19 protein-coding genes are annotated in these 23,854 nt (G+C 58.7%); 14 read left to right on the top strand and 5 right to left on the bottom strand.

From position 1 onward, the window contains the following. Positions 1–4: 4 nt before the first annotated feature. A complete protein-coding gene (locus tag QOU61_RS28995) occupies positions 5–769 on the top strand; it encodes a class II aldolase/adducin family protein (protein WP_289654635.1) in 765 nt (254 codons plus the stop codon). A 92-nt stretch (positions 770–861) separates the two neighbouring features. Here the strand turns inward: QOU61_RS28995 and QOU61_RS28990 are convergent, their stop codons facing one another. Then, positions 862–1,887, bottom strand: coding sequence for an alpha/beta fold hydrolase (locus QOU61_RS28990; RefSeq protein WP_289654634.1), 1,026 nt, complete (start codon positions 1,885–1,887; stop codon positions 862–864). A gap of 1 nt (position 1,888) precedes the next feature. Next, the gene (locus QOU61_RS28985) at positions 1,889–4,324 is read right to left on the bottom strand and encodes a xanthine dehydrogenase family protein molybdopterin-binding subunit (protein WP_289654633.1); all 2,436 of its coding nucleotides are present in this window, start codon (positions 4,322–4,324) and stop codon (positions 1,889–1,891) included. Positions 4,325–4,484: 160 nt separating this feature from the next. Here QOU61_RS28985 and QOU61_RS28980 point away from each other — a divergent pair, with 160 nt between their 5' ends. The 7 genes from QOU61_RS28980 to QOU61_RS28950 are packed head-to-tail and all read left to right on the top strand — an operon-like array spanning position 4,485 to position 11,885. Continuing rightward, positions 4,485–5,126: an isochorismatase family protein gene (locus QOU61_RS28980; RefSeq protein ID WP_289654632.1), complete on the top strand. Its 642-nt coding sequence runs from the start codon at positions 4,485–4,487 to the stop codon at positions 5,124–5,126. 23 nt (positions 5,127–5,149) lie between these two features. Continuing rightward, complete coding sequence (locus QOU61_RS28975; RefSeq protein WP_289654631.1) at positions 5,150–6,244, top strand: 2,5-dihydroxypyridine 5,6-dioxygenase NicX family protein; 1,095 nt, start codon at positions 5,150–5,152, stop codon at positions 6,242–6,244. 27 nt (positions 6,245–6,271) lie between these two features. Then, positions 6,272–7,423, top strand: coding sequence for an ABC transporter substrate-binding protein (locus QOU61_RS28970; RefSeq protein WP_289654630.1), 1,152 nt, complete (start codon positions 6,272–6,274; stop codon positions 7,421–7,423). A 59-nt stretch (positions 7,424–7,482) separates the two neighbouring features. Then, a complete protein-coding gene (locus QOU61_RS28965; RefSeq protein WP_289654629.1) occupies positions 7,483–8,517 on the top strand; it encodes a branched-chain amino acid ABC transporter permease in 1,035 nt (344 codons plus the stop codon). Then, positions 8,518–10,296: a branched-chain amino acid ABC transporter ATP-binding protein/permease gene (locus QOU61_RS28960; RefSeq protein WP_289654628.1), complete on the top strand. Its 1,779-nt coding sequence runs from the start codon at positions 8,518–8,520 to the stop codon at positions 10,294–10,296. After that, positions 10,293–11,075, top strand: a complete 783-nt coding sequence (locus tag QOU61_RS28955) for an ABC transporter ATP-binding protein (protein ID WP_289654627.1) — start codon at positions 10,293–10,295, stop codon at positions 11,073–11,075. The genes QOU61_RS28960 and QOU61_RS28955 overlap by 4 nt, the downstream gene beginning before the upstream one ends. A 27-nt stretch (positions 11,076–11,102) precedes the next feature. Next, the gene (locus QOU61_RS28950; RefSeq protein WP_289654626.1) at positions 11,103–11,885 is read left to right on the top strand and encodes a GntR family transcriptional regulator; all 783 of its coding nucleotides are present in this window, start codon (positions 11,103–11,105) and stop codon (positions 11,883–11,885) included. A gap of 36 nt (positions 11,886–11,921) precedes the next feature. Here the strand turns inward: QOU61_RS28950 and QOU61_RS28945 are convergent, their stop codons facing one another. Together QOU61_RS28945 and QOU61_RS28940 are read right to left on the bottom strand one after the other, a co-directional pair. After that, positions 11,922–12,761, bottom strand: a complete 840-nt coding sequence (locus QOU61_RS28945; protein ID WP_289654625.1) for a LysR family transcriptional regulator — start codon at positions 12,759–12,761, stop codon at positions 11,922–11,924. A 98-nt stretch (positions 12,762–12,859) separates the two neighbouring features. Then, on the bottom strand, positions 12,860–13,168 hold the full coding sequence (locus tag QOU61_RS28940; protein WP_289654624.1) for a non-heme iron oxygenase ferredoxin subunit: 309 nt from the start codon (positions 13,166–13,168) through the stop codon (positions 12,860–12,862). Positions 13,169–13,307: 139 nt separating this feature from the next. On the opposite strand from QOU61_RS28940, the gene QOU61_RS28935 reads away from it, so the two are divergent. After that, positions 13,308–14,579: a Rieske 2Fe-2S domain-containing protein gene (locus QOU61_RS28935; RefSeq protein WP_289654623.1), complete on the top strand. Its 1,272-nt coding sequence runs from the start codon at positions 13,308–13,310 to the stop codon at positions 14,577–14,579. A 3-nt stretch (positions 14,580–14,582) separates the two neighbouring features. Then, complete coding sequence (locus QOU61_RS28930; RefSeq protein ID WP_289654622.1) at positions 14,583–15,848, top strand: NAD(P)/FAD-dependent oxidoreductase; 1,266 nt, start codon at positions 14,583–14,585, stop codon at positions 15,846–15,848. A 1,255-nt stretch (positions 15,849–17,103) separates the two neighbouring features. On the opposite strand, the gene QOU61_RS28925 is transcribed toward QOU61_RS28930, so the two are convergent. Continuing rightward, positions 17,104–18,234 (bottom strand): SphA family protein, encoded by a 1,131-nt coding sequence (locus QOU61_RS28925; protein WP_289654621.1) that lies wholly within the window; start codon positions 18,232–18,234, stop codon positions 17,104–17,106. A gap of 729 nt (positions 18,235–18,963) precedes the next feature. On the opposite strand from QOU61_RS28925, the gene QOU61_RS28920 reads away from it, so the two are divergent. The 4 genes from QOU61_RS28920 (at position 18,964) to QOU61_RS28905 (ending at position 23,835) form a co-directional block, all read left to right on the top strand. Then, on the top strand, positions 18,964–19,968 hold the full coding sequence (locus tag QOU61_RS28920; protein WP_289654620.1) for a helix-turn-helix domain-containing protein: 1,005 nt from the start codon (positions 18,964–18,966) through the stop codon (positions 19,966–19,968). Between the two features lie 102 nt (positions 19,969–20,070). Further along, positions 20,071–21,012 (top strand): helix-turn-helix transcriptional regulator, encoded by a 942-nt coding sequence (locus tag QOU61_RS28915; protein WP_289654619.1) that lies wholly within the window; start codon positions 20,071–20,073, stop codon positions 21,010–21,012. A gap of 86 nt (positions 21,013–21,098) precedes the next feature. Then, on the top strand, positions 21,099–22,097 hold the full coding sequence (locus tag QOU61_RS28910; RefSeq protein ID WP_289654618.1) for a formylglycine-generating enzyme family protein: 999 nt from the start codon (positions 21,099–21,101) through the stop codon (positions 22,095–22,097). After that, on the top strand, positions 22,078–23,835 hold the full coding sequence (locus tag QOU61_RS28905; protein ID WP_289654617.1) for an arylsulfatase: 1,758 nt from the start codon (positions 22,078–22,080) through the stop codon (positions 23,833–23,835). Before QOU61_RS28910 ends, QOU61_RS28905 begins: the two co-directional genes overlap by 20 nt. Positions 23,836–23,854 lie beyond the last annotated feature (19 nt).

Genomic DNA, 23,854 nt, shown 5'->3' with positions numbered 1-23,854 from the left:
TCATATGAACGGACAGCTTCGTCGGACGACAGCTCCTGCCCTCTCGGAGTTGGAATGGAAGGCAAGGTGCGAACTCGCAGCTTGCTACAGGATTTTCAATGCACTTGGTTGGACAGAACTCATATTCAACCACATTACTCTCGAACTACCCGGCCCCGAGCGTCACTTTCTGATCAATCCGTACGGCCTGACGTATGACGAAGTCACGGCCTCAAATCTGGTCAAGATTGATCTCGACGGTCGCGCAGTAGATTGTTCAGAATGCGACGTGAACCCCGCTGGATTCCTGATTCACAGCGTCATTCATCGAGCGCGACCCGATGCTCGATGCATCGCTCATACTCACACGACCGCCGGCTGTGCCGTAGCTGCGTTGTCTCTTGGCCTGGAATGCACGAACTTCTATGCGGCGCAACTTCACAATGAAGTCGCGTATCACGACTTCGAGGGTATTACAGTCGACCAGGGTGAGGGACCACGACTCCTGGCGTCGCTTGGCGGCAAGAGCGCCATGATACTTAGAAACCATGGATTGCTGGCGTGCGGCCCGTCGGTGCCGGAGGCGTTCTATCTTCTTTGGCGACTTGAACGTGCCTGCCAGATTCAGGTCGCGACCTATTCATATGGCTCGCCAGTGGTCGAAATTCCTGATGCGGTAGCCGAGAGAGCCACCCAGCAGCTCAAATCATTTGATCCCCGCGGCGATGGCGCTCGCCGCATCTTCGAGGCGTTGCGACGCAAGATCGATCCGCGGCTCTACGAGATCTAGGATGGTTGGTAGCATTGGGATCGTAGGTGCGGGCGCCATCGCCCTGCTCGGCGCGCGGTGTTCGGCGATAACCAAGGTCAGGGACGGCGGGGCTAGCGAGGCCGCCTGTCTTCTAGAACGTCGGTGATGGCCCGCTCAACAAAGGCGATATCGACCGGATCTGTGCCTGCGGTGCCGGCCCGGTGTCCCCAGTCAGATTCGATAACGCGCAGCTCCGCGTCCTTGATCGACTGCACTTCCCGTTCTGAATCCGCCACCAGGAAATATTGATCCGTACGACAGGGCATGACGATCGTGCGCGCGCGGATCGCTGCCAGCGCCCGGCCCAGGTCCCCGCGGAACGTGTCGTTGCAGCTAATATCGGCATGCTGCCAAGTAGCGATTTGCGCTAGCAGATCGTTTGCGTCCCTGCCTTCGAACGTCTTTTCCCAGAAGCGCACCATGAAGTCCTCAGGGCTGGAAAAGCCGAGCATGGTCTGATCCAACTGCCTGTCGTAGAAGCGGTAGCTGAGTGCCCAGGACGCATAGAGGCGGCCGACCGCTCGCAGGCCGGCGAGGGGCGGAGCTTCGTATTCGCCATTCGACCAAAGGGTGTCCGCGGTGAGCGCGGCCTTCACGCCAGCCAGAAACACGTAGTTAAATCGACTTGTTCGTGCCGAGCCACAGAACGGCAATAATCGAGGAACCATGTCCGGGTAAAGGCAGGCCCACTGATATGCCTGCTGGGCGCCCATTGACCTACCAATCACCGCGTGAAGGCGGTCGATCGAGAAAGCCGCTCGGATCATCGCGTGCTGGAGACGGATGTTGTCGAGCAACGTTACGAGGGGAAATCGAGCTCGGTCGAACGGAGCCGGCGTGTTGCTTGGAGATGACGAGGCGCCATTACCCAGTATGCCTGGCACAATCACGAACCACTTCTCCGTGTCGAGTGCTTTGCCTGGGCCGATGAGCCACTCGTTGGATAAGTACCTCGTGCCGAACCAAGTGGGGAAGAGCACGGCGTTGTCGCGGCTATGCGAAAGCTTCCCGTAGGTCTTATACGCAAGAACGGCTTCCGGCAGCGTGCCGCCAGACTGCAACCGGAGGTCAGCGACGGTGAAGAAATTCTCAGACATGTTACGAACTTGTCGCTGCAAGATTTCGAAAGTCGGACTCCCACTTGCCGCTGGGAAGTCGGGCACCGCAGGGGCTCTTTTGCTCGCGAGCATCGCGGATCGCGTGCCATACTCTGCGTGGTGTCAGGGGCATGTTTATCTCTCGCACTCCCAGGTCCCATAGAGCGTCGACGACAGCGTTCACGACGGCAGCAGGAGCTGCGATGCTGCCGCTCTCGCCCGCGCCCTTTACGCCCAGCGGGTTGTTAGGCGATAGCGTCTCCTGGGATTCAAAGCGGAATGAGGGAAGATCATCGGCGCGCGGCATCGCGTAGTCCATAAACGATCCGGCGATGAGTTGGCCGCTATCGCGATCATAGGTGCACTGTTCCATCAGCGCCTGACCGATCCCTTGCGCAGCACCTCCATGCAACTGCCCCTCGACAATCTGAGGATTCACTACTTTGCCGCAGTCGTCGATCGCCGCGAAATCCCGCACACGGACCAGTCCTGTATGCTCGTCCACAATGACCACGGCGAGCTGCATTCCGGAAGGCGTATTTCGGGCAGGAGGATCGTAAAATACCGTTTCCTCGAGACCCATCTCCATATCCTCAGGGTAGCTGTGCCCCCGATAGCACCAGCGCGCGACCTCGGTGAACGTCATCTTGCGGTCGGTACCTGCCAGTTCAAACGTTCCGTCTTGGTAGACTACGTCTTCGGTCGAGCATTCCATCAGATGGGCGAATTGCCTCTTGCACTTGTTGATGATACGTCCGCTTGCGCGCGCAATCGCGGGGCCCATGAGGAACAATGAACGGGATCCCCAGGTACCGAGGCCGTTTGCAATGCGGTCGGTATCGCCTTCTACGAGCTCAATGTTCTCGTAAGGAACTCCAAGAGTGTCCGCAGCGATCTGACAGAACGACGTTTCGTGTCCTTGTCCGTGCGAATGCGTGCCACAGAGGAGGGTCACTTTCCCCGAAGGATGAACGCGTACTGTTGCTACGTCATATCCTCCGATACGGCGGCCGATTTTCGCTGCGATCCGGCTGGGTGCGCCTGCGCAGTCGACAAAGCCGGCCAAGCCGATGCCCATCCGGATGCCCTGGCTGCGGAGTTGCGCCTGTTCGCGGCGAAGATCATCGTAGCCTGCGAGCGAGGTCACCTTATCCAACAGTCCGTCGGGATTGCAGGAATCGTAGGTCACGCCGATAGTGGTCTCGTAGGGACAATCGCTAGGTTTGATGAAGTTGCGCCGCCTGATTTCGCAAACGTCGATGCCCAGATCACGCGCCGCGTTCTCGAGCAGCCGCTCAAGCACATATATTCCTTCCGGTCGGCCCGCCCCGCGGTAGGCCTCCACCGGGACCGTGTGCGTGTAGACGCCCGTGATATGGCAGAAAATTGCTTTCGTTCGGTACAGTCCAGCGAGAACGCGCGGGTAATAATGCGCCGGAATGCTAGGCCCGAAAGCGGTCATGTACGCACCGAGATTGGCGATCGTCCTGGCTTCCACGCCAAGGATATCACCCTGCTTGTTCATCGCGATCCGACAGCGGGTAACATGGTCTCTGCCGTGAGCGTCGGTGATCAGCGATTCGCTTCGGGTTGCAATGAATTTGACGGGTCGTCCGACCTTCTGTGCCGCCCACAGGACCGCGGCTTCTTCGCCGTAATGAGTGTTCTTGGGCCCGAATCCTCCTCCGACATCGGGCGCGACGACTCGGATCTGATGCTCAGGCACTCGAAGGGAGTCGTCAGCGAGCCAATTCTTCACCAGATGAGGAATTTGTGTGCTGGCGGTCAGAGTATAGTGATCTCGCGATTTGTCGTACTCGCCGAGGTAGGTACGCGGCTCCATTGCGTTGGCCGTTATGCGGTTGGCGACGACCTCGAGTTCACCAATGTAATCCGCGCGGGCGAACGCTGCCTTCACAGCTGCCTCGTCGCCAACGGTGTTTATCAATGTAACGTTCGTTCCGAACTGAGGATGAACGAGCGGAGCTCCCTCTGCCAAGGCGTCTGCCGCCTCGACTACAGCGGGCAGGGGTTCGTAGTCGACCTGTACCTTGTCGAGCGCGTCGAGCGCTTGCCACTTGGTCTCCGCCACGACGATGGCCACCGTGTCCCCAACATGCCGAACAATATCCGTCGCGAATACGGGACGTGATGCTTCGTTCATCGGTGAGCCGTCTGGAAAACGGACTGGGGCGATTGTGGGCATCTCTCCCCTGCCTTCGGCTGCCCACATGGCCCCGGTCAGAACGGCAAGCACGCCTGGCATACGTGCCGCTTCGTCAATTTCGATCGAGAGGATGCGCGCATGCGCGAACGGGCTCCGGACGAATGCGGCGTAGGTCATTCCCGCCCGTTTCAGGTCGTCCGTGTAGCCGCCCCGGCCCGTAATAAACCTCCCGTCCTCTCTCCGAGAAACCTGCTTTCCGACCCAGGTCATTCACCCTTCTCCCGTCCATTTGGATACATATGACGCCGCATTGAGCTCAAAGCTGCCCAAAATTTCGACCTTGCCAACCACCAGTTTTCCTATATGTATACATATCGCCATATGTATACAAATTCTAATTCTAAATGGGCGTACTGCTTGGGGAGGTAGGATGACTCCGGACGAGATCGAAGTCTTCAAGAGGCAGCAGTTCGGCCACAGGCTTGGGCTGGGTAAGTTTCCCGCGCTGCTGATCGTCGATTTCGTAAACGGATTTGTCGATCCGCAATTGTTCGGAGGGGGAAACATCGCCGCGGCGGCTGCGAACACCGCGCCGCTCCTGCAGGCATTCCGCACGGCCGGCTGCCCCGTTGTATTTTCCCGCATCATCTACGCCGAGGATGGGTCAGACGCGACGGTTCATTGTCTGAAAGTCCCGCGGCTCAAATCCCTGACGAAGAGCAATCCGGCAAGTCAGATCATCGATGAGCTCGCCCCAGCCCCAGGCGAGATCGTTCTCGACAAGAGGCTGCCGTCGGTTTTCTTCGAGACCGGTTTGCACGGCTTGCTGAACGGTCGTGGCGTCGACACCATCGTCGTGACGGGGTGCACGACGAGCGGCTGTGTGCGCGCGACTGTCCTGGATGGGCTGTGTCACGGCTTCCGTCCGATCGTTCCCTCCGATTGCGTCGGGGATCGTGCCCTATCGCCTCACGATGCAAGCCTGTTCGACCTCTCGCAGAAATACGCCGACGTCGTCAGCAGCGAGGATGTGCTCACATTCCTCTCGCAGCGAAACTTCGTCGCGGCGTGAAGAGCCGAAAAGGAGATTGTCAGATGTACTCAGAGAGTCTGAATGATACCGCGATGTGGCTCGAAGTCTTGCGGCTTTCCCGGGTGAAGCCGGGAGAGACGGTTTGCGTGTTAACCGGCGCCGCCTCCAACGAACGGAATTTTCGCGCCGCTATGCGAGCCTCTCAAGAATTGGGCTGTACGACCTTCCAGCTTCACATTCCGCCGGCTGCGCCGCTGCCCACTATAGGTGCGGACCGGACCTCGTTCGTTGGTGTCACTCCTCTGACCGGAAATCGCGCCGCCGTCGAGACTCTGAAGAACGTGTCGTTCGTTGCGGATCTGATGGGCTTGCTGCACTCGCCCGAACAACTTGAGATCCTGAAGGCCGGCACGCGCATGCTTATGGTTCTTGAGCCACCGGAAATCCTCGCGCGCATGGTGCCCACCGAAGAAGATAAGCGGCGCGTCATGGCGGCCGACAATCGCTTGCGACGCGCCAAGACCATGAAGGTGACGTCGCCGGCGGGTACTGATCTCGTTTTGCCGATCGGCCAGTTTCCAACCTTGCCGGAGTACGGCTACGCCGACGAACCCGGTCATTGGGACCACTGGCCTAGCGGCTTCACATCGACTTGGCCGAACGAGGGACAGGGTGATGGGACGGTTGTGATCGATGTAGGCGATCTTTTGTTTCCGTTCAAGATGTACGCGACGTCGCGGACAACGCTGCGAATTGAGCGAGGTCTCATCCGATCGATCGAAGGCGGTTTCGAGGCCGAGTACCTGAAGGAGTACATGGCCAGTTACAACGACCCTGGCGCGTACGCGATCTCGCATGTGGGATATGGCCTGCAGCCCAAGGCGAAATGGACGGCCCTTCAGATGCAACACGACAAATCGCGCACGCTCGGCATGGACGGTCGGTCATTTTACGGAAATTTTCTCTTTTCCACAGGCCCGAATTCCGAAGCTGGTGGTTGCAACAATTCGCCATGCCACATCGACATCCCGATGCGGAATTGCACCGTGCTCCTCGACGGCGAAACGATGGTGCGAGAAGGCGATGTCATCGCCGCGGATCAGCGCGTGCCAAGTGCAACTCCGCAAACGGGGGTGCATCTCGTCGCCGCCGAATAATCGTCAACTTCGTATTGGGAGGATAACATGTGGAAGATCTGTTTAGCCGTGGTGCTCGCTGCGCTCGCTAGCCCCGCTTTCGGTCAAGTCAAACTGGGAGCGACATTGTCCACGACCGGTCCGGCGGCTTCACTTGGAATTCCGGAGCGCAATACGCTGCAACTTCTTCCCAAATCCATCGGTGGTTTGTCGATCGAGTGGATCGTGCTTGACGATGCTTCGGATACGACGGCAGCTCGTAAGAACGCTGAGAAGCTGACATCGGAAGACCGTGTTGATGCCATTGTCGGCTCCAGCACGACGCCCAACTCCCTCGCGATGATCGAAGTGGCGAGTGGTGCTCAGACGCCTATGATTAGCCTTGGCGCCTCTGCACGCATCGTTGATCCGATGGATGCGCAACGACGCTGGGTGTTCAAGACGCCGTATCACGACAGCATGATCGCCGAGACTGTGGCACGACACATGACGGCGACCGGCGTGAAAACCTTGGCCTACATCGGCTTCAACGATGCGTATGGAGAAGGTTGGGGCACGGAACTTCAGAAGGCCGCCGAACGAAACGGCGTGTCGATGAGCGCCTGGGAGAAATACAACAGGACCGACACGAGCGTTACCGCCCAGGTGCTGAAAGTGATGACGTCAAGTCCGGACGCGGTTCTCATCGGAGCGTCGGGTACCCCAGCGGTGCTTCCGCAGGTCACGCTTCGCGAACGCGGTTACAAGGGCAAAATCTATCAGACGTCCGGCGTGATTAACAATGACTTCCTCCGTGTCGGCGCGAAGAACGTAGAGGGCACTCTGCTTCCCAGCGGACCGGTCATTGTCGTCGAGCAATTGCCTGACGATCACCCGGCGAAGGCGTCCGGCCTGGAATACAAGAAGCTGTATGAAGGGACGTACGGACCTAATTCGCTCTCGACATTCGGGGCGAACGCGTACGACGCATGGCTTCTGCTTAAGAGCGCTCTTCCAAAAGCCGCGGCCAAGGCGAAGCCCGGAACCCCGGAATTCCGGCAGGCGTTGCGCGAAGAAATCGAGCGTACGGCCAACTTGCCGGCTACGCATGGCGTGTTCAACATGAGCGCGCAGGATCATCTGGGTTTTGCCGCGGATTCGCCGGCGATGATCACCATCCGTAACGGCACGTGGGCCTTTGTTAAGGCTGGCGGGTCTTAAGTTCCTCCCAGACCTGGACCGCTCTTGCATTGGAGCGGTCCACATTTTTTGGGGATCGCATGAACACAGATATCGTTCTCATTCTCGCGCAGGACGGACTGGTGAACGCCGCGGTGTACGCGCTTGCGGCGATCGCGATCGTGCTGGTCTACGCGGTAACTCGTATCGTATTCGTTCCGCAGGGTGAGTTCGTCGCTTATGGCGCCCTCACGTTCGCGGGGTTACTCTCCGGTGTAGTGCCTACAACCGCATGGCTGATGTTAGGCGGCGCGATCGCTATCTGCGTGATCGACGTCTGGAAAGCCTATCGTGGTGGCGTGACATCCAAAGCGATTGTAAAATCGCTAGCGGGAATCTTCTACGCTTTGGCGGTCGTATTCGTCGCGTGGCGTTTTGCGCCAGGGGGGATGTCTCAAGTTCTGGCAATCCCGCTTACCCTCGCCATAATGATTCCGCTTGGGCCTCAGATTTATCGGCTGGCGTTCGAGCCGCTGGCGGGTGCCTCCGTCTTGATGCTTCTGATCGTTGCGACGGCCGTGCACTTCGTCATGGTCGGAGTCGGCTTGCTTGCATTCGGAGCCGAGGGATCGAGAAATCCCCCGGTTGCTGATTTCTCGATGACCTTGGGCCCGGTGTTGGTCACCGCCCAAAGTATTTGGGTAATCGTGGCTTCATTGGCTGCGATCGTAGCTCTGTGGCTGTTTTTCGGCCTTACGCTGCGCGGTCGAGCACTTCGCGCGGTGGCGGTCAATCGCGTCGGTGCAAAGCTGGTGGGAATTAGAGGTAAGCACGCGGGGAGGCTCACCTTCGCGCTTGCGGCAGGTATTGGCACTACTTGCGGCATTCTGATCTCTCCCGTGACAACGATCTACTACGACACGGGATTCCTTATCGGGCTAAAGGGCTTCGTAGCGGCCATAATCGGCGGACTCGCAAGCTATCCGCTCGCGGCCGCGGGAGCACTTCTCGTCGGAATTCTGGAATCATACTCTTCCTTCTGGGCAAGCGCCTACAAGGAGGTGATCGTCTTCACGCTGATCATTCCGGTGCTGCTCTGCCGATCCCTTCGCGGCATTCATTTCGAGGAGGAATAAGTGAACAGGCGCATCCATGGTGCGGTTCCCTTCGCCGTTCTAATTGCGATCCTGGCAGCCGTTCTCGTCTTCGGCGGTGAATATTCGGTGACGCTGGCCAACTACATCGGCCTGTCAGCGCTGGTCGCACTGGGTCTTGTCTTGCTCACCGGAATTGGTGGCATGACCTCGTTTGGCCAGGCGGCATTCGTTGGCATCGGCGCCTATTCGTCGGCCGTTACCACCTCGGCTTTTGGTCTAGATCCATGGATTGGGCTTCTCGTCGCTTTGGCCCTCACCGGGCTTTCGGCCTATGTGATTGGCGCCCTCACTCTCCGGCTGGAAGGCCACTACTTGCCGTTGAGCACGATCGCGTGGGGAATCGCGCTTTATTTTCTCTTCGGCAATATTGAACTGCTCGGTGGCCAGACGGGTTTGGGCGGTATTCCCCCAATTCGAATGTTCACCTTTGCACTGGACACTCCGCGGTCGATATTTCTGTTGATCTGGCTGGTGGTCATGTTCGCTCTTGTCCTAGCGACAAACCTGCTCAACTCGGGACCAGGCCGCGCGATGAGATCGCTCAAGGGCGGCGCGGTAATGGCTGAAATGTTCGGCATCGACACCGCCACGGTCCGCGTGAAGACGTTTGTCCTTGCCGCGCTGCTGGCGGGCCTATCGGGCTGGCTCTACGTCCATATGCTTCGGTTCGTGAACCCGACCCCTTTTGGATTGAACTTCGGTATAGAATACCTTTTCATGACGGTGGTGGGAGGCGCTGGACTCGTCTGGGGTGCGCTCGTCGGCGCCGCGACCGTGATCATCTCCAAAGAACTGCTTCAGGACTTCTTGCCGGCGATTTTGGGCCACGGCGGCAACTATGAGATGATTGTCTTCGGAGTGGTGTTGATCATTCTGTTGCAAAAGGCGCCTGAGGGCTTTCTGCATCCGCTCCGGAAGTTCTTCACTAGTGCAGAGTACACTGCACAGGACACCGGCGTCACGCCGGTTGACCTTCCGATCCGCGACAAGCCCATTCCTGACGCGACCGTCCTGATGGTAAGCGATCTCGGCAAGAAATTTGCCGGATTGGTGGCATTAGAGGGGTTGAGCTTCTCGCTTAGGGCAGGCGAGATCGTCGGTGTCATCGGTCCCAACGGGGCCGGCAAATCAACTATGTTCAACGTGGTCAGCGGCGTGATCTCCCCGACTACAGGATCTGTGCAATTCTGGGGTCGAAGCATTGAGCGACTACCTTCACGCAAGATCGCAGCGGAAGGTCTGGCGCGTACTTTCCAACACGTGCTCCTTTTGCCGACTATGAGTGTGGTCGAAAACGTGATGATTGGTGCCGATCATCGCGCGTCAACCGGCTTCCTGCCCGCGCTCCTGCACCTTGAGCGTCGCCGTGAGAAGGCGGTGAGATTGGAAGCTTCGAGGCAGCTCGATCGAGTGGGTCTTGCTCAATCGGCGTTGGCGGAAGCCGGGTCGCTGGCTCTTGGTCAACAGCGCATCGTGGAAATCGCCAGGGCACTGTCCGCGGATCCAACCATACTGCTGCTTGATGAGCCCGCTGCGGGACTAAGACTGCAGGAAAAGGTGGCGCTCGCGAAGACACTTCGACAGCTACGTAGGGAGGGTGTGTCCATTCTGATCGTCGAACACGATATGGATTTCGTGATGAATCTCGTGGACAGGCTCATCGTGCTCGATTTCGGTCACCTCATCGCGGAAGGCAAGCCGGAGTTCATTCAATCGGATGCACGGGTACTTGAAGCGTATCTGGGAGGCGTGGAGTGAGCGATCTTCTGGTTGTGGACCAACTTCGGGTCGCGTACGGCAAGGTGGAGGCCCTCTTCGGCGTATCACTCACTGTGGGGAAAGGGCAGGTGATTTCGGTCATCGGTCCGAACGGAGCAGGAAAATCAACCCTTCTGAACGCCGCGGCGGGCCTGTTGCCGTGTCGTGGACGCATATTGTTCGGTGGCGTAGACTTCTCGTCGACCGACGCCGAAGAGCGTGTCGAGAATGGCCTTTGTCTGGTACCGGAACGCCGCGAGCTCTTTGGCTCGATGAGCGTCGAAGATAATGTTCTTCTTGGGGGCTATCCGTCGCGTGCGATAGGCCGGGCTGCGCTGAAGTCACGTTTGGACGAGGTCTACTCTCGATTTCCCCGACTGAAGGAAAGGCGCAAGCAGTACGCTGCGACCCTCTCAGGAGGAGAGCGGCAGATGCTCGCCATTGGCCGCGCGCTGATGAGCGCACCAAAGCTCCTCATGCTTGATGAACCCAGCCTCGGACTGGCGCCTCGGATCGTTAAGGAGGTTTTCCAGATCGTTGCGGCCTTGCGTGCCGCGGATGTAGCGATTCTCTTGATCGAGCAGAACGCCCGGGCGGCACTCCAAGTGTCCGACCATGCCTATGTGCTCGAGAATGGCGAGATCTCGATGGAAGGCGAAAGTGCCGTCCTGCGCGACGATCGTCGGATCGTCGAGACCTATTTGGGTATGGGGCACTCTTACGAGACTTCCGCATCCGAGGTTCACGACGATGCCCCGAAAAGGTATGCTTCCCGATAGAGGCACGAACTCGCAGGGTCAACGAACATGGTGAAAAAGGCGATACCTCAGGACAGACGAGATGCCGTCGTTTCCCTCTCCGAGGAAGCAGTCATTCGTATACGCGAACTGATTGTGTCAGGGGAAATGCCCCCGGGGACGCATCTTCAGGAGATTCCGCTCGCGGAGCGGTTGGGGATATCCCGTACGCCGGTGCGCTCCGCTCTCAATACTCTCGCCCAGGAAGGCTTGCTCGTTCCAGGGCCTAAGCGAGGCTACAAGACTCGTTCCTTCAGCATCGAGGAATTGATCGACGCGTACGCGGTCAGGGCGACCCTGGAGGCCTTGGCTTGCGGAATCCTGGCACAGAGAGGCGCAGACGACGTCACGCGCGACGTGCTGCAGGAGTGCCTCGACTGTGGAGATCGGGCGCTGGCCCAAGGGCACTTCGCGCAGAAGGATCAGGAATCTTGGGTCGACATGAACGAGCGCCTTCATTCGACCATCTACAAAGCAACAGGCAACGAAATGCTGATCTCGTTCGTTGAGGTGGCCCAACGCCTGCCGTTGACGAGTTCGCGAAACGTGCATTGGTATCGGTTCGATGATCGCAACTATTTTCTCGCCAAGCAGGCGCACTCGCATCACCACGTCATCGTCAGCGCCATCTTGGAACGGAATTCGGGACGTGCCGAGGCCGCGATGCGCGAACACATTCGCTTTTCCTCCGATCTGTTGTCGGAATATTACCAGCAGATGGTCGCCAGTTCGAAGGATGCGGCGGCAGCGGCTGCCGAGTTTGCGACCAAACCGCATCTTTTGATCGCGTAAGCGCGCGGTGGAGGCGCCGCGTTTCGCGCAGATCGCTCAGACTTCGAAGGAAGCCGACACGAAATCGATAAATGCTTCCTGGGCCGGCGATGCCGACGGCACTGAAAACAGCGCTGTTTGCGCGGGCGGGAGTTCCGGCAAACACCACGACGCGGGCGCTGGCTTCAACCGTCCCCGCACCGCTCCGGCAGCAATGGCGGTGACCCCGAGCCCCGCTTCTACAGCGGCCCTCAACCCCGAAAGTGAGCTCGATACTACTGAGATCCTCCAGTCGATATGGGCTTGGGTGAGGTGCGTCAGCATCACCTCGCGAGGATATGAGCCATCGACGAACACGACTACGGGGATTACGCCTGGTGCCTCTTCTTGCGCGCCGTGTTGGGAGCACCAGATCAGCGGCTCGGTGCGAAGGATCTTCGTCGGCTGATGAGATCCGTCGACCTTGGCGACAGCCACATCAAACGCCGATCGCTTCAGCCGAGCCAAGATATGTTGAGTTAGGTCGACAGAAAGCTCGATCTGAATGTTTGGATGTTCGTTTGCGAAGTGGTGCAATGCGGATGATAGGGGGCCGTCCGCCACATCGTCGGTCACTCCAAGACGTAGAACGCCTCCTATTCCCTTTCTTTTGAAGCTCGACTTCAGCCTGTCGTGGAATTCGACCAGTCGGGCCGCCTCGTTCCGGAGCAGCTCGCCCTGCGCTGTCGCCCGCATCATCCGCCCGTCTCTTTCGATCAGTTTGCAGTCGAGTTCGTCCTCCAGCTTCTTTATCCGCAGACTGATGGCGGACTGCGTACGACCGAGTTTGTCACCAGTTCGAGTGAAGCTCAGCGATTCGAGGATGTTGATGAACGTTCTGAGGTCCTCGATATCCATCCGAATCCTCCTGATCGATCGTTTGACGGGACGCGAAAGTGTACCGTGGCGATCGAGCGCCGCCGAGTTTCTCGGGAGGCGATGTCGGCACTGGCGACCTAGTGAATTAGAACCATGATCCGGCCTTCCTCGATGCGGACCGGATATGTGCGCAGGTCTGTTTTGACGATGCCGCCTTGGGCTTTGCCCGTACGGATATCAAACAACCCTTGGTGCAACGGGCACTCGACGCACCCGTCGACCAGGTAGCCTTCCGAAAGGTGAGCAAACTGGTGCGTGCAGATGTTGTGGGTCGCGAAGTAGTCGGTCCCAAGCCGATAGATCGCGATGTCGTGCCCCTCCTTCCGGACCCCGATAATTTCTTGACCATCGAGATCGCCGACGTCGGCGGCATGAATCCAACTCAAAATCAGTCTCCAAAGCGTCATTATGGATACATATGATGGGAACCTGGGTGAAAAACTACTGTAAATAGCCCACTATTGACCGGGTTGCCATCGATATGTATACATATCCTCGTTCTGACAAAAGCGCAAGGAGCGGACGATGGAGAAGAACTCGACCCCAAAAGCGGGCGGGCAGGGCTACCGCGCACCCGTACACACTGTGACCCTGCCGGGGGCATTAAGCCCTGAGGACGCGCTCCGCGCGGGTCCGCGGGCCACTGCGACTGTGGGGGCGGGTTATGAGGCAACCCGTCTGCCGATCAGCGAGGCGAGGCATCTGCCCGGCTACATGTACTGGCATCCGGAAGTCTTTCGCCTTGAGAAGGAGAACATGTTTCTCAAGGACTGGCTGATGGTTGCGCGCGAGGAGGAGGTCGAGGAGCCCGGCGACTACCTCACACTTCGAATCCTTGACGAGCCCATCATCGTCGCCCGTGACGAGCATGGCCAACTGCACGCGTTCTACAATCGCTGCGCCCATCGCGGTGTTGCGGTCGCACGGGAGGGTGGCAACACCAACGAATTTACCTGTCCGTATCACGGATGGCTCTACGACCTTTCGGGCAAGCTCTTGGGTGCGCCGCATATGCGCAACGCAAAGAACTTTGATGCGAAGAACTGTCGATTGCGGCCAATCGCTTTGTCTCGGTGGGGCGGCTGGATCTTCATAAGCTTCGCTGACGCTCCCGTCGCGTTTAACGATTTCATCGCCGAGTTCGACAAAGACTTCGGATTCCTGAAACAGGAGGATTGCAGGCTGGCCGAGAAGCTCGACATCACGCTCGAGTGCAACTGGAAGTTCGCAAAAGAGAACCTGATGGACGCGTACCACAGTCCCGTTCTTCACAAGGAAACGATCGGAAAGAACCTCTCTCCGAACCGCTATACCGGCACCCGCAGCGGTCAGGGCGCGTTCACTGCGTTCTATCGCGGGGCGCCGATGACCGAAGACAACAAATCTCGGTTCGGCATTATGCCTTCGCTGATTGCGAAGGGCGAGACTGAGGACTTTGCGTGCGGTGGTCACCTCGGTCCGAACGTGCAGCTCTTCGCGCGATCCGACAACGTCCACCCATTTGTCATTTGGCCGATCACGCCGACAAAGACCCGGATCTTCTGCTATCAGCTTTTCCCGAAGGAGTGGTTCGACCACGACGGATTCGCGGAAAAGGTCAAGGACTACACGCTCTATACCACCCGCGTGCTCGAAGAAGACTCCGCCATGATGGACACGTTACAGGACGCGGCTTTCTCGCCTCGCTTCGTGCCTGGTTACATGTCGGAGAAGGAGCTGGGGGTGTACAATCTCCTCAACATCAACCTCGATCGTATCTTCGGGCCTGAGCGGTCGCAAAGCGAAGCGGCTGAATAGGGTATGCGCCCTCACGCCCAGTCTGCTGCTCTGTCGTCAGAGAGGACGCGGGCCATCGCCCTGGTTGGCGGTGGTCTCGCGGCCGTATCGGCGGCCGAAACTCTTCGGCGCACCGGCTTCGACGGTCGGCTCATCCTGGTGAACGGGGAGACCTACATTCCCTATGAGCGGCCTCCGTTATCGAAGGCCTTTCTTTCCGGATGTGCAGACGAAGCCACGTTGCCGCTGCGCGATCCAGATTTCTTCAGCCGGCAGCGCGTCGAGATGGTCTACGGACGAGCGGCTTCGATTGATCCGCAGCAACGACGAATTTACCTAGAAAAGGGCGGTAGCATCTCGTTCGACAAACTTCTTCTCGCGACGGGCTCGCGTCCACGCAAGCTGAGAGTACCTGGCTCAGCGGAGCCGGCCGTCCACTACCTGCAATCGCTTGATGACGCAAAGCGCTTGAGACCATTGCTCAAGACCGGCGTCAAGGTAGCCATCGTAGGCGGCGGCTTTATCGGTCTTGAGGTCGCATCCACCGCGTTGGAGCTCGGATGCAGTGTCGAGCTGGTCGATCTGGGGGCGCGGCTGCTGCAAAGGTCGGTGATCCCGGAAGTCAGTGAACATATGTTGGAGTTGCACCGATCCAAGGGCGTTGCCGTGAGATTGGGAGTGACGGTCGAGCAGCTCCAGCAATCGGGGAATGATCGCTGGCTGCATCTCAGCGATGGAACCGTGGTCGAGGCGAACGTTGTCGTCGTCGGAATCGGCGCTGTCCCGAACACGGAACTCGCGGAAGCGATTAACCTTCACGTCGACGATGGAATTCGTGTCGATGCCTCGATGAGATCCAGTCACCCCGCAATCTTCGCTGCAGGCGATGTTGCGAGCCATTGGAACGGCATCCATGAGCGCCAGCTGCGGCTCGAGTCCTGGCAGAATGCGGAACGGCAGGGAGCCGTTGCCGCAAGGTCGATGCTGGACCATGCAACGGCCTATTGCGAGACGCCCTGGTTCTGGACCGATCAATTCGCCACCAACGTTCAGATCCTCGGTGTGCCTGGTTCGTACGATGACGCCGTTGTCAGAGGACGCCGCGACGACAATCGCTTTTCGGTCCTTCTCCTGCAAAAAGGTCGGATCGTCGGGGGCGTTTTCGTCAACGACGGCCGCAACGTACGGCCCGTACGGGAGGCGATCGACCGGAGGACCGAAATCGACCCGCGACGTCTTCGCGATTCCGATACTCCGCTTCGTGCCCTGTTGGCGCCGCAGGCCGCGTAACGCTCCCGCAAGGAAGCGAAGGGCGGATGGTATCTTGCGTGATAACGCGGTCCAACAGGCCACGAACTGTCTTGCGGGCGGGGCTACGAAGCCATCGCTCGCGCCCGGCCGGCGGGATCAGAGGCACTGTCTGACCGGCCGTCGCTATGCCGTTTAGGGTAATCGGACCGTACAACGATCGCGAACCCCAACATCATCGGCCGGCGGCAAGGTCTCGCACAAAACAGTTACAATACAAGGTCTAGTTCGGAAGCAGTCTTGCGTCGGTGCCGCTTCTTTGCCGCGCCGGACTTCTGTCGCCGTCCTGCAGGGGAGCCGTCTGGCCATCCACCCCCGCCTTCTCGGGCCGCCTCGGTCTTGCGGAGCATTGACGGCCGCGCCCATGGTGTTCATCATCTTTGGCCACGCAGTCGCCTGCTACGTAATGCGCTAACCCAATCCGTGGAGTGGCAGCCATGATGAAGAACATCGTAACCGGATGTGTCATAGTGGCTTTGATTATCATGGGATTGCTTGCCTACGCCCAGAAACATGAAGGATGCATGCACGGGCACTCGATCAAATCCCTTAAACCCTGCGGATCAGTCAGCCATTCGATATAGCGCTGGCCAGGCAAACGATGGTCGCGTGATCAGTGAAAGTCGCAGGCCGACGTCAGCTCTTCATCAAGAGCGGCGCAAAAGCGGACATCCTGAGATCGACGCAATGGGTCACATCCGCACTCATGCACCGCAGCATCATCCGATCGCCTCGTCGGCACGGGTCAGCCGAACCTGGAAGGTGGAGAGCTACAGCGCTGGCGCCTCGCCGCCGAGGGCAGAAAAAGGCACGTCGGTCATCCTGGTCCCGAACCAGTACAAGTGTATCGGGTGCAGTCCTGGTAAACATCCCGACACTCGAACGATGGCAACTGGTTCAAACGACGACAGTCGCGATAGCGTGCACGACACGTGTTTATGCATCGCCGCATAGGCTGGGCGGCTGCGAAGGTACGAGAGCCTATATCAGTATTACGATCAGCGTCACGCGCATTGAGTGTTTCAATACTCGACGAGAGAAGCACTGCAAAGAATATGGAGACGAAGGCAAACGACGGCTTGCTGCTTTTCATGATCAAGCCTCTTACGTGTTTGAGATTGCTATGGCACCTTCATAGACGGTGATGTGGCCAAAAGATTTTCTGGATGCACACGGATAGTACCTCCGCGCGGGCTATCGACCGACAGGGGCCGAAATGGCTTGAGGAATGAGGCTCTCAGCTCCGGGGCGCTTTGGTGATTGGCGGCGGCGACGGTGCGGCGGATGGCGGCGCAGGCGACAGCACGAACGTGACCCATGCGTTCCACCCGTCCGGCCTATTGGAGTTTTCGAACTCCTTATAGGCTTTCACGTTCACATAGCCCTGCATGCCGCCGACGGGAAACACATAGCCAATCTGCGGGCCAATACCGAGGACGCGGGATTTGAAAGGGCACAATTGCGGGGCGCAGCCCTGATCGGCAGTGAGTTGCTCATAGGCATAGGCAACCACGCCGACTTGCAACTGCTTGGTCAAAAACTGTGACGCCCCGACATCGAGATGCAAATCAATGCCGCTGGTATAATCAGTCGATGTGTTCTTGAAGTTTCCGGTAAAGCCTAACGTGGCCGAAATTTCGTGTCCGGTCGCCGGGTTGAAATAGGTATAGCCGAATCCGCCATCGATGGCGCCGTGGCCAAGGCCGAGATTTGCCAGATTAAATCTGTCGTACAATCCCACCGGGATATCGCCGGTCAAATAGACCATGTAATTGCTGACGCCAGCATTCCAGCGCAGCGCAAATTGCGGCACGAGATCGCCGAATCCGATCGTGGTCTGTTCGAGCGCAAACGACCTGGTAAAGGGGACATTGGCCAAGGTGCCGGAAAGTGTGCCGTTCAGTGCGGTATCGTTGCTGCCATACATTCCAAGGAGACTGACGGAAGCCTGGCCTCCGAGAACCGGCGTCGCAAAGACGTAACTCGGTATGAGCATTCCGAGATCAGCCCGTGCATTGACATTCGCGCTGAGACTGGTGTTGAGGGCGGGATTGAACCGGCCGATAGTGATTTCGCGCGATACGGCAATGTTGCCGCTTCCGGAAACATCGGTGTGATAATAGACTGATGCTAGCGACCAGCCGGCCTGCTGTGGCGCCGCCGCCAAGCTGCCGAAGAAACCTGGAATCCAGAAGCTGACACCATTTTCATCGGCTCGCGACGTCTCTGCTGTTGCCAGGAGAGCAGCGAAGCCAAAGGCTGCTGCGAGGAGAACGCGCTGAATATTTGCGCAATCAAATAGCCGCTGGGAAAATGCCTGTAAGATTGCAACGGCGACGGAAGCTGACTTGCGTGGATTCCATTTCATGATTGTCCCCGCACGTTTCAGTTGAACCCCCAGAATCCCTCACGCGCGCAAGTTTAAGCGCGGACGAAAGCCGCGCCTATCGCATTCACGAGGGAAAGCCGGAGGTCGTTCCAATTGTTCGGCAGCGTGGCAAAGCCAACACAGTCGCCGCGCAATTTTGGCAAAATTCACTTAGGCACACGTTTTCCTTCCGGCGCCGCAGCGCAGGCCGGAGCAACCCTGACTTGAGGGGCACCACCGGATGGATGCCCACTGACTCGAACGACAAAGTGCCGCGTCGCCAGGATTTGGCCTGACCACGCCGCCCTGCCAAAAAACCACGGCAGGTTAGATTCTAGCCGGCTTCGCTGGCTATGCAATTCCGGCGTCTCCCGAGGCTGGGCGGGATGATCTGCTACTTCAGCCAGGTTTGGATTCGTGAGCCCGCCCTCAGCCTTTCACGCCGTCGATTGGATCAGATTATCGACATCGTGGAATGCCAAGGCACCGGCAGGACAGGAGCCCTGTCGTATTCGGGGACCCTCAGATCCATTGTGAGATTGTCGTCACACAGAGCTTGATGATTGGCACTCTTTGTCGCTTCACCGGTGCTTTCGGTGGCTCACACCAACCGTGCAAGAACCTCCAATCGTAGACGAGGGGGCAACCGCTAGTTGTAGCTATCTTATTCGTATCATTGAGAAGGTGGATGATGTAAAAAGGGAACCCGTTTGCATCGTGGTGGTGAGTATGTCCCGAGTCGCCACGTTCACATGCGATGATCCGATCCTATACCAAGCCGCCCTGCGGGGAGCTCAGGTAGATCTCTCGATCACGGGCAAAGGCTGCTTCTGCGGCGAGCTGGTTCAAATCGATCTCGACAAAGTTTGGATGCAGCAAGGCCAGGAAAATCTGCCTCGCATAGCGCACATCCGGATGCTCGAGCGACGAGTGGGCTTTGCATTCAATGCTGAGCCGAGCCAGTCGCCCGGCTACTACTCTGGAATGGAACTCGACGCCAACGCGATTTTCGTGCACGGGCCAGCCGCATCAGCTCACGCTAGGACGATAGAGCCTCACAGCTGGGCGGCCATGTCCCTGCCGACCGATAACCTGTCGGCGGCGAGTCGCGCTTTGATCGGGCGCGAGCTGACCAATAGACCTGTCGTGCGGCTGGTGCATCCGGATCCCGCTCATATGGTCCAGTTGATGCGCCTGCATGCGGCGATCCGAGGGCTTGCCGAGGCATCGCCCGAAACGCTTGGGCATCCCGGAGTATCAGCCGCTCTGGAAAATGAGCTCGTCCACGCGCTATTGACCTGCTTGGCCGACGATGTGCCTACCAAGGCTGGATCCGGATGGCGGTATCACACCGCAATCATCGACCGCTTTGAGGAAGTCTTGGCCGCGAATTGCGATCGGCCGATGTATCTGGCCGATATCTGCGCTGCCGTCGGTGCCTCGGAGCGCACGCTTCGTGCGAGCTGCGAGGAGCGCCTGGGCATGGGACCGATTCGGTATCTTTGGCTGCGCCGTATGCATCTCGCACGGCGAACTCTCCTCGGCGCCGATCCGGCAACAGCCACCGTCACACAGATAGCGATGGATTATGGCTTCTGGGAATTGGGGCGCTTCTCCGTCTCCTACCAGGACTTGTTCGGAGAATCACCTTCGGCGACTTTGCGCAAACCGGCGAGCTGCCACAAAGCGCTCCGAGTTCGCTCGGCTTCGTTCGCAGAGTCCGATTTTGCATAGGCGATGCCGACGATCCCTTTGATACTGGTACTTCCATGTAGGGTGGAAAGCACAAGCGGAGCCCCGAGGGCGCTCCACAGCCTGTTTCATTGGTCCACGCGCATGATGGCGACCGGCACGGCGGTTTTTACCAATCCGGACGACTATGGCGCCGGCATCGAAGACGCGAACCTCGACTTTGTCCTCACCGGAAACGGCAATTTCGAAGCGCGCCTGACCTGGGTGAAGCTAGCGCAACTCCACCTGTTTCGGGGCCGCGAAAATGTCCAGCGCATTGCCTTCGTATCGCTGGCGCCGGTCCGGACGTTTGTTTCATTTCCGCTAACTTCTCCATCGTCGTCAGTATGGAGCGGTGTCGAACTAAAGCCCGGCGACATCGTTCTTCACTCATGCGGAGAGCGTGCGCATCAATGGACGAAGGGGGCGAGCCAATGGGGGCTCGTTTCGCTTCCGCTCGACCGGTTGCCTTACTACTGCAAGTCGCTGGCCGAACTGGATTTGATCGCGTACCCGGTTGGTCGAATCCTGCGACCGCCGCAGAGCGCGGCAGTGCAGTTGAGGCGCCTATATTCCAGGGCTTGCCACCTTGCCGAGATGAAGCCTGAAATATTCATTCATCGAGAAGCGGCACGAGCGGTCGAACAGGAGCTCATTTTCGCTCTCGTCGAATGCCTCACGGCCGGCGAAGTCGGCAAACATGCAATGATACGACAACAGAACGCAGACATCATGACGCGATTTGAAAATGCGCTCCGGATGGATTTCGGCAAACCGCCGAGCTTGTCCGATCTTTGCGCAACAATCGGCGTACCGGAACGAACCTTGAGGGACTGCTGCGTAAAGTTCTTGGGGATGAGTCCGGGCCAGTATATGCGACTGCGACGACTGAACATGGTGCGCACGGAGCTCCGGCGCGCGGACCCCGCTACGACCAGCGTTGCGCAGATCGCCCGACGCTATTGTTTCTCAGAACTCGGGCGATTTGCGGCTATCTACCGCCGGATATTTGGAGAGTTTCCGTCGGTGACGCTAACGAGCAAGTAAGTCGCTTCCCGCCGGAATTGCATAGTCTGGCCGCGGCTGTTCGCATACGTCCGTCATGGTCAAACACGTCTGCTTCGAGTACCCCAATGAGCGACGTTGGCTTCACGGCACGCGTACCCTTGTCCGATGAGCCAAGCCATCTGGGCATGATCTGGATTCCCGGCGGCACGTTCCGCATGGGCTCCGACAGGCACTATCCTGAAGAGGCGCCGTCCCATCGTGTCACCGTGAGTGGCTTTTGGATGGACCGGACGCCGGTCACCAATCGTGATTTTCGCAAATTCGTCAACGCGACAGGCTACGTGACATTCGCCGAGATTCCCCCCGATGCGAAGGACTATCCAGGCGCGCTGCCGCATATGCTCAAAGCTGGCTCGCTGGTTTTCACGCCACCGAAGCATCAGGTCGATCTGCGTGACTGGTCGCAATGGTGGCGTTTCAAGTTTGGCGCCAATTGGCGCAGGCCATACGGGCCGCGCAGCTCGATCAGCGGCCTCGACGATCATCCCGTCGTTCACATCGCCTATCGCGATGCCGAAGCCTACGCCAAATGGGCCGGCAAGGAGTTGCCGACCGAGGCCGAATGGGAGTGTGCCGCACGCGGCGGCCTCGATGGCGCCGAGTTCGCCTGGGGTGACGAGTTCATGCCGGGCGGCAGGCAAATGGCGAAGACCTGGCAAGGCGCTTTTCCTCACCAAAACCTCAACCGCGACGGCCACGCGCGAACTTCGCCGGTACTGGCATTCCCACCGAACGGCTACGGTCTCCACGACATGATCGGCAATGTCTGGGAGTGGACCGCAGATTGGTGGTCGACCAAACATCAGGCCGACGCGGCAAAGCCGTGTTGCATCCCGGAAGATCCACGCGGCGGACTTGAGCAAGACAGCTGCGATCCGTGTCTGCCGAAGATCAGGATTCCCCGCAAGGTTCTTAAAGGCGGCTCGCATCTGTGCGCGCCGAATTACTGCCGCCGCTATCGCCCGGCTGCGCGCCACGCCGAAGCGGTGGATACGTCCACGAGCCACATTGGTTTTCGTTGCGTCATAAAAAGGGGAGTCGATTATGGTCGAGACGAAGGATAACACCGCGCACGATCTGAGCCGTCGCAATGTTCTGCTTGCGACGACAAGCCTGGCTGCCGCCTCCGCATTGGGCGCCGCCGCATCGGTTGAAAAGGCGCTGGCTCAGACGCAGGCGCAGGCGCAGCAGGCACCGGGCGGCGGGCGGCCGAACATACTTGTCATCATGGGTGACGATGTCGGCTGGTTCAACATCGGCGCCTATCACCGCGGAATGATGTCAGGCAAGACGCCGAACCTCGACAGGCTGGCGTCCGAAGGCATGATGTTCACCGACTACTATGCGGAAGCGAGTTGCACGGCAGGGCGCGCCAACTTCATCACGGGCGAGCTGCCGATCCGCACGGGGCTGACGACCGTCGGTCAGGCTGGCGCCGATGTCGGCATACCGGACCAGGCTGTCACGCTCGCCACCGCGCTCAAGTCGCTCGGTTACGCAACGGGACAGTTCGGCAAGAACCACCTCGGCGATCTCAACAAATTTCTGCCGACGGTGCACGGCTTCGACGAATTCTTCGGCTACTTATACCACCTCGACGCGATGTCTGACCCGTACTGGTACTCGTTCCCCACCAATCAGGACTACTACAACAAGTACGGCCCACGCAGCTTGATACACAGCTACGCGACGGACAAGGACGACCCGACCGAGATGCCGCGATGGGGGAAGATTGGCAAGCAACGGATCGTCGACGAGGGTCCGCTACCGCCGTTTTCCGACATGTCGAACGTGCCGAACATGCACGATCTGCCCTTCCTGAAGGCGAAGTACGACATGACCACCTTCGACGAGGTGTTGGTCAAGTCGTCCAGCGACTTCATGGACAAGGCCAAGCGCGACGGAAAACCCTTCTTTGTCTGGCACAACACGACGCGCATGCACGTCTGGACCTTCCTGTCGAAGAAGTACAGCGCGATGCAGAACTCGGAGTCGAACTATGGTCTCGAGGAAGCCGGCATGGCGCAGCTGGACGACAGCGTCGGCGCGCTGCTCAAGCATATCGACGACATGGGCGAAACCAACAACACCATCGTCATCTTCACAACGGACAACGGCGCCGAGGTGTTCACCTGGCCGGATGGCGGCATGACGCCGTTCAAGGCCACCAAAGGCACCAGCTATGAAGGCGGATTCCGCGTGCCGGCCATTATTCGCTGGCCAGGCCGCATCAAGCCGGGTTCGGTCGAGAACGGAATCTTCTCGGGACTCGACTGGTTCCCGACACTGACCGCTGCGGCGGGAAATCCGAACATTACCGACCAGCTTCTGAAGGGCGTGACGCTGGACGGCCGCACCTACAAGAACCACCTCGACGGCTACAATCAGATGGATCTTCTGACGGGCAAGGGTCCCTCGGCTCGCCACGAGATCTTCTATTTTGCCGGCCCGCATCTAGGTGCCCTTCGCCACGATGACTTCAAGTTTCAGTTCTTCCAGCAGCCCTACGGGTGGCCAGGCGAAAAGGACACGACCGATATGCCAACCATGGTCAACATCCGCCAGGACCCGTTTGAGCGGACACCGTCAATCCGCGGTCAAAGCCTGAACGATATGGGTGGAGGTTACATGAATGATTTCATGGCCCGCGAATTCTGGCGGTTCGTGCTTGTTCAGCAGGAGGTCGGCCGATTGGCGCAAACGGCCGTCGAATTCCCTCCGATGCAGGCACCGGCGAGCTTCAACCTTGAAGCCGTAAAACGGGAGGTTGAGCAGGCCATCAAGGCACATCAAGGGCAGTAGTCGGCCCGATCATTCAACA

The organism is Bradyrhizobium sp. NP1, assembly GCF_030378205.1.
GTDB lineage: Bacteria > Pseudomonadota > Alphaproteobacteria > Rhizobiales > Xanthobacteraceae > Bradyrhizobium.
Note: the sequence above shows the minus strand (reverse complement) of the source record. Positions and strands in the feature narration are given on the sequence as shown.

What these genes read in the sequence shown, in the direction of transcription:
- QOU61_RS28965 (WP_289654629.1), top strand. Translation starts at nt 7,483, where the DNA reads ATGAACACAGATATCGTTCTCATTCTCGCGCAGGACGGACTGGTGAAC.
- QOU61_RS28930 (WP_289654622.1), top strand. Translation starts at nt 14,583, where the DNA reads ATGCGCCCTCACGCCCAGTCTGCTGCTCTGTCGTCAGAGAGGACGCGG.
- QOU61_RS28985 (WP_289654633.1), bottom strand. Translation starts at nt 4,324, where the DNA reads ATGACCTGGGTCGGAAAGCAGGTTTCTCGGAGAGAGGACGGGAGGTTT.
- QOU61_RS28920 (WP_289654620.1), top strand. Translation starts at nt 18,964, where the DNA reads ATGTCCCGAGTCGCCACGTTCACATGCGATGATCCGATCCTATACCAA.
- QOU61_RS28970 (WP_289654630.1), top strand. Translation starts at nt 6,272, where the DNA reads ATGTGGAAGATCTGTTTAGCCGTGGTGCTCGCTGCGCTCGCTAGCCCC.
- QOU61_RS28910 (WP_289654618.1), top strand. Translation starts at nt 21,099, where the DNA reads ATGAGCGACGTTGGCTTCACGGCACGCGTACCCTTGTCCGATGAGCCA.
- QOU61_RS28915 (WP_289654619.1), top strand. Translation starts at nt 20,071, where the DNA reads ATGATGGCGACCGGCACGGCGGTTTTTACCAATCCGGACGACTATGGC.
- QOU61_RS28925 (WP_289654621.1), bottom strand. Translation starts at nt 18,234, where the DNA reads ATGAAATGGAATCCACGCAAGTCAGCTTCCGTCGCCGTTGCAATCTTA.
- QOU61_RS28950 (WP_289654626.1), top strand. Translation starts at nt 11,103, where the DNA reads ATGGTGAAAAAGGCGATACCTCAGGACAGACGAGATGCCGTCGTTTCC.
- QOU61_RS28975 (WP_289654631.1), top strand. Translation starts at nt 5,150, where the DNA reads ATGTACTCAGAGAGTCTGAATGATACCGCGATGTGGCTCGAAGTCTTG.
- QOU61_RS28935 (WP_289654623.1), top strand. Translation starts at nt 13,308, where the DNA reads ATGGAGAAGAACTCGACCCCAAAAGCGGGCGGGCAGGGCTACCGCGCA.
- QOU61_RS28905 (WP_289654617.1), top strand. Translation starts at nt 22,078, where the DNA reads ATGGTCGAGACGAAGGATAACACCGCGCACGATCTGAGCCGTCGCAAT.
- QOU61_RS28990 (WP_289654634.1), bottom strand. Translation starts at nt 1,887, where the DNA reads ATGTCTGAGAATTTCTTCACCGTCGCTGACCTCCGGTTGCAGTCTGGC.
- QOU61_RS28980 (WP_289654632.1), top strand. Translation starts at nt 4,485, where the DNA reads ATGACTCCGGACGAGATCGAAGTCTTCAAGAGGCAGCAGTTCGGCCAC.
- QOU61_RS28945 (WP_289654625.1), bottom strand. Translation starts at nt 12,761, where the DNA reads ATGGATATCGAGGACCTCAGAACGTTCATCAACATCCTCGAATCGCTG.
- QOU61_RS28995 (WP_289654635.1), top strand. Translation starts at nt 5, where the DNA reads ATGAACGGACAGCTTCGTCGGACGACAGCTCCTGCCCTCTCGGAGTTG.